11 protein-coding genes are annotated in these 7,208 nt (G+C 45.4%); 2 read left to right on the top strand and 9 right to left on the bottom strand.

Annotated elements, in window-relative coordinates:
* A partial coding sequence (locus Q7V32_RS18005) for a hypothetical protein (RefSeq protein ID WP_304898366.1) occupies window positions 1-285 on the top strand: 285 nt, incomplete at its 5' end.
* Between the two features lie 262 nt (window positions 286-547).
* On the opposite strand, the gene Q7V32_RS18000 is transcribed toward Q7V32_RS18005, so the two are convergent.
* From Q7V32_RS18000 to Q7V32_RS17960, 9 genes are all read right to left on the bottom strand, one after another.
* Window positions 548-859: an SMI1/KNR4 family protein gene (locus Q7V32_RS18000; RefSeq protein WP_304898365.1), complete on the bottom strand. Its 312-nt coding sequence runs from the start codon at window positions 857-859 to the stop codon at window positions 548-550.
* A 33-nt stretch (window positions 860-892) separates the two neighbouring features.
* Window positions 893-1,591, bottom strand: coding sequence for a DUF4145 domain-containing protein (locus Q7V32_RS17995; protein WP_304898364.1), 699 nt, complete (start codon window positions 1,589-1,591; stop codon window positions 893-895).
* 83 nt (window positions 1,592-1,674) lie between these two features.
* Window positions 1,675-1,911, bottom strand: coding sequence for a hypothetical protein (locus Q7V32_RS17990; RefSeq protein ID WP_304898363.1), 237 nt, complete (start codon window positions 1,909-1,911; stop codon window positions 1,675-1,677).
* Between the two features lie 105 nt (window positions 1,912-2,016).
* The gene (locus Q7V32_RS17985; protein WP_304898362.1) at window positions 2,017-2,352 is read right to left on the bottom strand and encodes a hypothetical protein; all 336 of its coding nucleotides are present in this window, start codon (window positions 2,350-2,352) and stop codon (window positions 2,017-2,019) included.
* A 579-nt stretch (window positions 2,353-2,931) separates the two neighbouring features.
* Window positions 2,932-3,732 carry an NYN domain-containing protein gene (locus tag Q7V32_RS17980; protein ID WP_159656691.1) on the bottom strand — a complete coding sequence of 267 codons (801 nt, stop codon included), beginning with the start codon at window positions 3,730-3,732 and terminating at the stop codon, window positions 2,932-2,934.
* A 310-nt stretch (window positions 3,733-4,042) separates the two neighbouring features.
* A complete protein-coding gene (locus tag Q7V32_RS17975; protein WP_304898361.1) occupies window positions 4,043-4,330 on the bottom strand; it encodes a type II toxin-antitoxin system RelE/ParE family toxin in 288 nt (95 codons plus the stop codon).
* Window positions 4,317-4,568, bottom strand: coding sequence for a type II toxin-antitoxin system ParD family antitoxin (locus Q7V32_RS17970; RefSeq protein ID WP_159656711.1), 252 nt, complete (start codon window positions 4,566-4,568; stop codon window positions 4,317-4,319). Before Q7V32_RS17970 ends, Q7V32_RS17975 begins: the two co-directional genes overlap by 14 nt.
* Before the next feature lie 444 nt (window positions 4,569-5,012).
* Window positions 5,013-5,726, bottom strand: coding sequence for a DUF2786 domain-containing protein (locus tag Q7V32_RS17965; protein ID WP_304898360.1), 714 nt, complete (start codon window positions 5,724-5,726; stop codon window positions 5,013-5,015).
* A 15-nt stretch (window positions 5,727-5,741) separates the two neighbouring features.
* Window positions 5,742-6,494 (bottom strand): PRTRC system ThiF family protein, encoded by a 753-nt coding sequence (locus Q7V32_RS17960; protein WP_304898359.1) that lies wholly within the window; start codon window positions 6,492-6,494, stop codon window positions 5,742-5,744.
* A gap of 488 nt (window positions 6,495-6,982) precedes the next feature.
* Between Q7V32_RS17960 and Q7V32_RS17955 the strand changes: the two genes are divergently transcribed.
* A partial coding sequence (locus Q7V32_RS17955) for a helix-turn-helix domain-containing protein (protein WP_304898358.1) occupies window positions 6,983-7,208 on the top strand: 226 nt, incomplete at its 3' end.

Here is a 7,208-nt window from a genome sequence, read left to right as displayed (position 1 = left end):
ACCCTGCTGGCCTATCACTTGGTGCACACCCTGCGCCATCAACTCAAGCGTCAGGGCATCCATTTGAGCTGGGACCGCATTCGCACCCTGATGGCCACTCAACAACGGGTCACGCTCATTTTGCCCACCGACGAACAGACCCTCATCTATCTGCGCACCACGACACGCGCCGAAGTTCAGCAGCAACAAATCTACGCCGCGTTAGGTATCAAACCCGATCCGCTAGGCAAACGTAAAACCAGCGTGAGCTGCAAGAAATCCGTAGTGCCAACCGACAGCGGATAAAATTTTTAACTCATTGAAATAGCAGGAAATTGCGTTTTTAGGTGACGAAGTTAGGTTAAGGAATCCATTTTCTTTCAGAACAAATTCGAACCGAGAGAACCAATAGAAAAATTCAAAGGAAGCTCTTTTTAACTCTTCAGATAATTCATCGTATCGCACAATGACTCCCGGTAAAGATAACGCCGGCAGCACCCGGCCATTTTCGTGGAGGCGAAGCCGGAGCGAAAATGGCTCGGGTGAATGCCTTTGTTAAATGACCTTCTCATAGCCGCATAAAACCTTTAAATTCTTCCAGGTTATTAGCAATTTTGATTGCAGTATCCGGAGCCATGCCTATTGCGGGAATGTAAAAAACCTCTCCTTGCACATTTACCACCAGAAGCTCACCACCACCATTACCGCCGAATGTTAGGTACCCCGGGGCATACTCAGATAGCTGGTAATCTCGGTTGAACTCTTCGATTTCCTCGGGGCGCCACAGAACATACCATTCGGGCTCCACCAACAGCTCACCTTCGACGAAACCTTCATCGATCCATGACTGCAAAATCTTTTTGAGTTTTTCGATGTTCATAGCGGCCATTTAACGACCAAAACAGCTGCGCATTTATGCGTCCGACTGCTTTTGCTTGTTATGAGTCTTTCTCAATAATTCGGCTTTATGTTCAAGATCGAGGCTTGCTTCATATAAATGGGTCATAAGAGACTCCAGCAGATCAATTGACAAGCTAAGACTATGCTTATCAGGTGTGTTGAGACGGTGAGCGGCATCATCCCCTATAAATTTTATCCCGTTTAATCCTTCAATTATGATTGCGGGGATGTTGGACGCACCACTTAGATGATCAATCTTTTTTGCAAGCCCCCATGCATTGTTATCGTTGATGCCTTCTAGTACGCAGATGCCTTCTAATAATGCTCTTACACCCATGGCTGTAACAATTCCTAAACCTTGCTGAAATGCAATTATTATTTCCTTGTAGGTTTCGGTTAACTTTTTATCTACATGATGGAAGCGTTTTGCTTCTCGTTCACCTAGGTTCTTTCTTTTCGGCTGGTAACTATATGTGTATATCTCATCGCCATTGTGGTCGTACATGCCTGCACCAGTCCATTTCTCCTCCAAAGTAGCAGTATCGCAACCTCGGCAAACTAAAAATCTATACTCCGTTTCTTCGTAATACCCAAGGAATTTATGCCCGTGATCCTCATACTCTTCATGATATGCCTGATCGTGAGTAGCTTTGATGTCATGCTTTGTTTCACCTTTGCAGGTGTTGCAGTATATTTTCTTTATTTCTGTCACTGCGATCTCCGTGACTCATAACGCGTTGCCGCTCAGCCGCGGCCGAAGGCTGCAGCGGCAGGTTAGGAGGCGGAATCTCGACTTCACTCTCCTTCCACCCAGAAATCGATACCAGCGTCTCGATAAGCGAGCGTGAAGTTCTCCACCGACTGGCGGCACAGCGAGAGCAAGTCCCTCTCGGTCCGCCAGCGTCCGATCTTCCAGCCGCGGAGGCGCAGGGACTCGACGCTCTTGTGTCCGAGGTGTGACTTCACATCAGGCCGTACTTTCCCTTGATCATGGAGCTCGCAGAACTCGTCGAAGTTGTGAACCATTTGCATCCTGTGTCCTCCTAACGACGGGCCTGACCAGTTTCATGCCTCGACTAAGTAACTACTACCACAAAACTTTGCGGCCTAAAATCTGGTCAAGGCCTTTGTTATACCTCAATCCGCCAACACTTTCTTAACACGTTTATCAGCATCAAGATGAAACACGAGTCCTCCTACAACTAAAAGGGCTTCGCCTTCATCTCCACCTTCCAATTTGTCGAAAACTTCAGAATCGGAGACCTGGTCTTTGGCGAGAGTGCGGATTTCGGAAGAAGTCTTCCCCCGCAATATAAGATTTGAAATTTTCAGGAGGGCATCAAAAGAGCGTTGCAACGAATCGAAGGAGGCTTCGCGATACGTGTTCGAGATACCTTGATCTATTGCCCCTATGACCCAGTAGGCGTTGGAGCAGATCAGCAGAAGAACTAAGCCTATCGTGGATTTGCTCATTGAGTCTCCATAGTTCGTAAGGAGGTATAACAAGTTATTAAGCTGTTAACAGTATATCTACCATGAAACCTGGGTTGCAACACTAAATTTGTGAACTGCAAGGATTTTTCCCTTCTGTATATCATCCAAACTGAGCCAATAGTGAAATTGGAGGTCGTCATGTTGACTGTTACTGCATCCTTAAATCATGCGTTCGAGTCGCAGCTTAGCTTACGCAACATTCCGGACCAGCAACGCCGAGATTTTCATAAGTGGCTTAGGTTTTAACTGGATTTTTGACCCAAGCCAAATCATTGGCGGCAATGACCCAGTTTGCAGTCAGTGATCAAATATATTTTTTTGGCCGGTTTTGGCCGATAGGGTGAGGTCGTCAATGGCTGCTTTGTAGTCTTCTAATTCGCAGGATCTGGATTTCTCTGAATGACCGCTTTGGAGAAGCGCGAGTGGTAAAAATGGGTCGCAGTCAGGCTTTTCAAATTGGTGAAACTTTGCCTTAGCCAACGTCAGCTTTGGAGTATTATTAAGGGGAGTTGAAACTTAATGTCAAAGTCGGAGTGAATAGATGATCAGTTCGTTAAATTACTTAGCTCGAAGATACAAAACCTTATGATCTGAACCTTCGATTTTTCTCTCTTCAATCACAAACAAATCCACCTTTGCCTTAACTAAATCCGAGAGTTTTTTGAATCCGAATAATCTAGAGTCGAAGTCTGGTTGTAATTTGGTCAAATAGCTCCCAAAAGTACCCAAATTTGCCCATCCCGAATCATCAATAGACTGATCTAATGCAGCCAAAAGAAATGCCTTTGGAAACTCAACATTGGGGTCCTTGATCTCTGGTTGGGGCCTAGGTATAGACTGCTCGCTTCCAGTTTTACCCAGAATAAGTGCCTGTTCAGTATCAAGTGAAGGTCGAAGTAACTCTGTTAAAATAAATTTGTGACAGGCATTCCGAAATGCCTCGGGAGTTTTTTGCTCTCCGAATCCAAAAACGGTGAGCCCTTCTTCCCTTAACCGCATCGCAAGACCTGTAAAGTCGCTGTCACTTGTAACCAAGCAAAATCCATCAAACTTACGTGTGTAGAGCAAGTCCATGGCGTCAATAATCATCGTGCTGTCTGTAGCGTTTTTTCCGGTTGTGTAGGCAAACTGCTGAATTGGTTTAATGGCATACTTTTGTAGAACTTTTTTCCATGATGAACTTGCCTGGGATGTAAAATCGCCATAAATCCTTTTTACAGTGGCTTCGCCAAATCTTGCAATCTCAGCAAGGAGATTTTCAATAACAGCTGCTTGGGCGTTATCGGCATCAATTAAGACTGCCAAATGAAGTGTAGGCTCTTCTTGTTCTATTTTGGCTACCAATCTGGGTGAAATCATTGTTTTTTAGTTCTGAAGTCAATTAAAGTTTTGTCTCATCACAAAAAGAATAGTCCAAATGTTGCATTTGATTCATGGCGATTTATAAAGTTTGTGAGGATTAGTTGGCCATGTCTGGTTCGATTCGTCTCTTATTCTCAGGTTAATGTCCGCCTCTTCAGCCAGGCAATAGATAGGCTGGGTTGGACGACGAATCAAGGTTAACAGTCCTCAGTTCTTTGGCGTTGATCTGCCCATCATATAGATGGAGTAGGCTGTTTTCTATTGTGGTAACAAAAGATTAAAATGGCGGCTGATACACGACTGTTTGTTATAGCCAGTCTTCCGTGTCCTGATAACCTATGATAGCCATGATTTCGACTATGTCGCCATTGATCCGGTAATAAATGCTGTCGGTGCCATACACACTGCGCCTATACCCTGCACGGATAGAGTCAATGGCCTGATATAAATAAGGCTGTTCTGCGATTAGTGCAAAACGATCAAGCATCCCTTGATGATATTGATCGGCTCTCTGATTTCCGTGCGTGTTAACGCCGTATAACCAGATTCTCTTCAAATCGGTGCGGGCTTTTTTCGAAAGTTTATAACAGCCCATCTTGCCGTGCTTCATCCTTGAAGTTAGCCAATAAATCTTCCGGCTGCTCGTCGATAAAACCACTTCGTTCCGCTTTAATCAGTTCAGAACGAATATGCTCTATTTCAAGCTGCCGCCGCCGTGCTTGTCTAATTAAGTCGTTAATCGCTTCGCTCTTACTGCTGTACTCTGCACTGGCAACTTGAGCCTTCAACCATTCGTCGTTGGGTTCCGATACGGATATGCTTTGTCTTACCATTGTCTGACCCTTCAAAAACATGTTAAACACCAATATAGCACCAATTTTGCACCGCATAAAACAAAGAATGCAGCATCCAAAAAACGGAAGTTTTCTGGATGCCTGGGTGGTGTGCCTAACATTGACTTAACAGAGCCTAATCGGGTGCCCTGAACCGTACTGGTCGAGGCTGCCGTTTCAGTTGCAAATAATCCTGGTTTGCGGCGGATGATTGCAGGTTGATGTGATTGGTTGCAGGTTCAGTTGCAAATAATCTCGGTTTAAACGCCAGTTAGTTGCATTTAATCTCGGTCGAAAAATCCGCTAATTGCAGGTTTGTGGGTTTTCAATTGCAGGTTGTTACACCTACTGCTGTTGCCTGTTAAACCTACTGAACTATTGTTATCCTCACCGCCTAAAACTGCCACTGAAAATAAGAAACAATAGAATGGATTTGACCGGCAATTAATTACCCTCCATTATTTGCCCTATCTGTTTAACTGCTTTGGTCTGCACCGGTCGGTGAATGGATATGTCCTTTGCAGCATCAAAACCGGCTTGTAACGCTTTCACATCACTTTCTCTCTCGATATTGGGCCGCTTTCGTTTGTCTTGCTCAAGATCGTCGCCCCATCTTCGCGATTTGTATGCATCAATAGCCATCTTTTCTTGTTCGTTCCCCGAAAAGTCCTGGACTTGTTTGGCGATTCGCTCGATCCATGCCGAACAAAACAGATTGGCCATTCTGATTTTATTCGATCGTTTGTATCGACCAAGTGTTGTTTGGTAGGCTTTTCTGTCTTTAATGATCTGTCGTCGAAGCACGTCGAATGTGTACGAGGCCAGTTCTGGCTTAACTCCTACGCCGAAAAATGTCATAAAACTTGCCCGGTTACCGAACCCATCGTTGCGAGTAGTCGATACCATTTCGCAAGAGAATGCTCGGGCGATAAGCCCACCTAAACGCATCAAATAAACTGGTGGTCTATGTGAGCCAGTATTCACGTTGTTTTCTTGCACCTTTGCAGCCGAAACATCGTCACAGTTCAATCCGTGTTTGCGCATTAGGGCTTCAGCTTGCCGTCTGGCTGCTTCCGCCTCAGCCGGGTTATCGGATGATGCCAGAGCTAGGCATTTGGCTATTTTCTCGGCGACTTTTTTGAGAACTTGATCAGTCATTCTGCTTTAATTCCATTATTCAAAAATATTCATCGGCGTCTGCGTTCCATTTCGGATATCCACAAAAGCCCCTTGATGATTTAATCCGCCATGCCGCAGAAGTGACCAGATCAACTGCATTGCCACGTTGGCTATGGCACGATTGATCGGCAAATCCTGACTAGCCAGGGCTTCTTCCATGCTGCAAGACGGCGTATTGTGATCCATCATACCATCCAGCTCCGGGTGGAAATCGAATACGGAAGGCAGTTTGACCGGATTCTCACTGGCATGACCAAGCCTTCCCAAAATGACTTGCCCAGTGCTTTCACCGTTCCCACAATCCAGCCAAACGCAACTCGAATAGCGATTATTTTTGCACATTGCCAAGTCGGCGCGGAATTGTGCCACATCGACGCAGGTAATCAGTAGATCACAGTTCAGACCGTTGCAATCTCTGTCGATAACGAACATGTGGGGCATGGCCACCCAATCACGTCCATACAGGTAATTGATCCTTTGGATTGTGATGATTGCCTTATTGTGGCCTAAATCGGCGGGGTAAAAGGCTTGACGACCTATATTGGGCCTTTCAACCACGTCTCCGTCCCATGCCGTTACTTGCAGGCCGGGATGACCAAGCGCTCTGATAGCGTAATCTATCCTTGCGAGACTGGTTAAGACTTCAGAGCCGGTACCGCCGACACCCATCAGGCAAATATTGACGCATCGACGCAGCCAGTGATCGGGCGTGCAGAATTTGAAGGGTTTGACGATATGGTTTGTCATGTTGCCTCGCAAAGAAAAATCGATTTGTTAATGATATTTCTAACATGGGCGATCGATCATGCAAGTCACGATTAACCGTCAGACTCCAACTTCTTGTTTGATGGGCTTTCAAAATCCTATTTGAATCTTTTTTTGCTTATTTCGGCTATTTGCATTCTAGGGTTGGAAATCAGAACGGCTCATGCTTTTTAATCACGCCGTTTTGTGCAAAATCCGGTTGGATCGTTTAAAAATGCACTGACTTGTTATGCGCAATAGTTGGTTGAACTGCCAATGCTCGTTACCGACCCATTTTTGTCACTCGAGCATCTCAAAAGCGGCCAGTCGGCCGAAGCCAGATTTGGAAACTTGAGGACTACAAAGCAGTCGTTGGCGACCTCAACTTATCGGCCACTTTGCGACATTCAAGTTTTGAAATGTATGGCTGTTGCATCACAGCTAGTGTTTAATTGCATAAATAACATAGTCTATCAGCTATACTAGGCATTATGCCTAGAAAAGCGATAGAAATAACACTGACCACCGAACAAAAACAACAGCTTGAAAAAATAGTCCGCAGTCATAGTGCCGAGTGTCGACTGGTCGAGCGTGCTCAAATTATTTTAGAGTGCGCAACAGGCAAGCAAAATCAAGAGGTTGCCGCGACATTAGCCTGTTCGATTCCTCGTGTCAGCAAATGGCGAAGGCGGTTTACGGAAAAAGGGCTTGCCGGAC

The sequence above is a fragment of the Methylicorpusculum sp. genome, from assembly GCF_030651835.1.
Taxonomy (GTDB): domain Bacteria; phylum Pseudomonadota; class Gammaproteobacteria; order Methylococcales; family Methylomonadaceae; genus Methylicorpusculum.
This window is presented reverse-complemented; position numbering and strand designations above follow the sequence as displayed.

Bases quoted from the DNA above. Each gene is read 5' to 3' on its own strand.
- Q7V32_RS17985 (WP_304898362.1), bottom strand. From the start codon at position 2,352: ATGAGCAAATCCACGATAGGCTTAGTTCTTCTGCTGATCTGCTCCAAC.
- Q7V32_RS17980 (WP_159656691.1), bottom strand. From the start codon at position 3,732: ATGATTTCACCCAGATTGGTAGCCAAAATAGAACAAGAAGAGCCTACA.
- Q7V32_RS18000 (WP_304898365.1), bottom strand. From the start codon at position 859: ATGAACATCGAAAAACTCAAAAAGATTTTGCAGTCATGGATCGATGAA.
- Q7V32_RS17970 (WP_159656711.1), bottom strand. From the start codon at position 4,568: ATGGTAAGACAAAGCATATCCGTATCGGAACCCAACGACGAATGGTTG.
- Q7V32_RS17960 (WP_304898359.1), bottom strand. From the start codon at position 6,494: ATGACAAACCATATCGTCAAACCCTTCAAATTCTGCACGCCCGATCAC.
- Q7V32_RS17975 (WP_304898361.1), bottom strand. From the start codon at position 4,330: ATGGGCTGTTATAAACTTTCGAAAAAAGCCCGCACCGATTTGAAGAGA.
- Q7V32_RS17990 (WP_304898363.1), bottom strand. From the start codon at position 1,911: ATGCAAATGGTTCACAACTTCGACGAGTTCTGCGAGCTCCATGATCAA.
- Q7V32_RS17965 (WP_304898360.1), bottom strand. From the start codon at position 5,726: ATGACTGATCAAGTTCTCAAAAAAGTCGCCGAGAAAATAGCCAAATGC.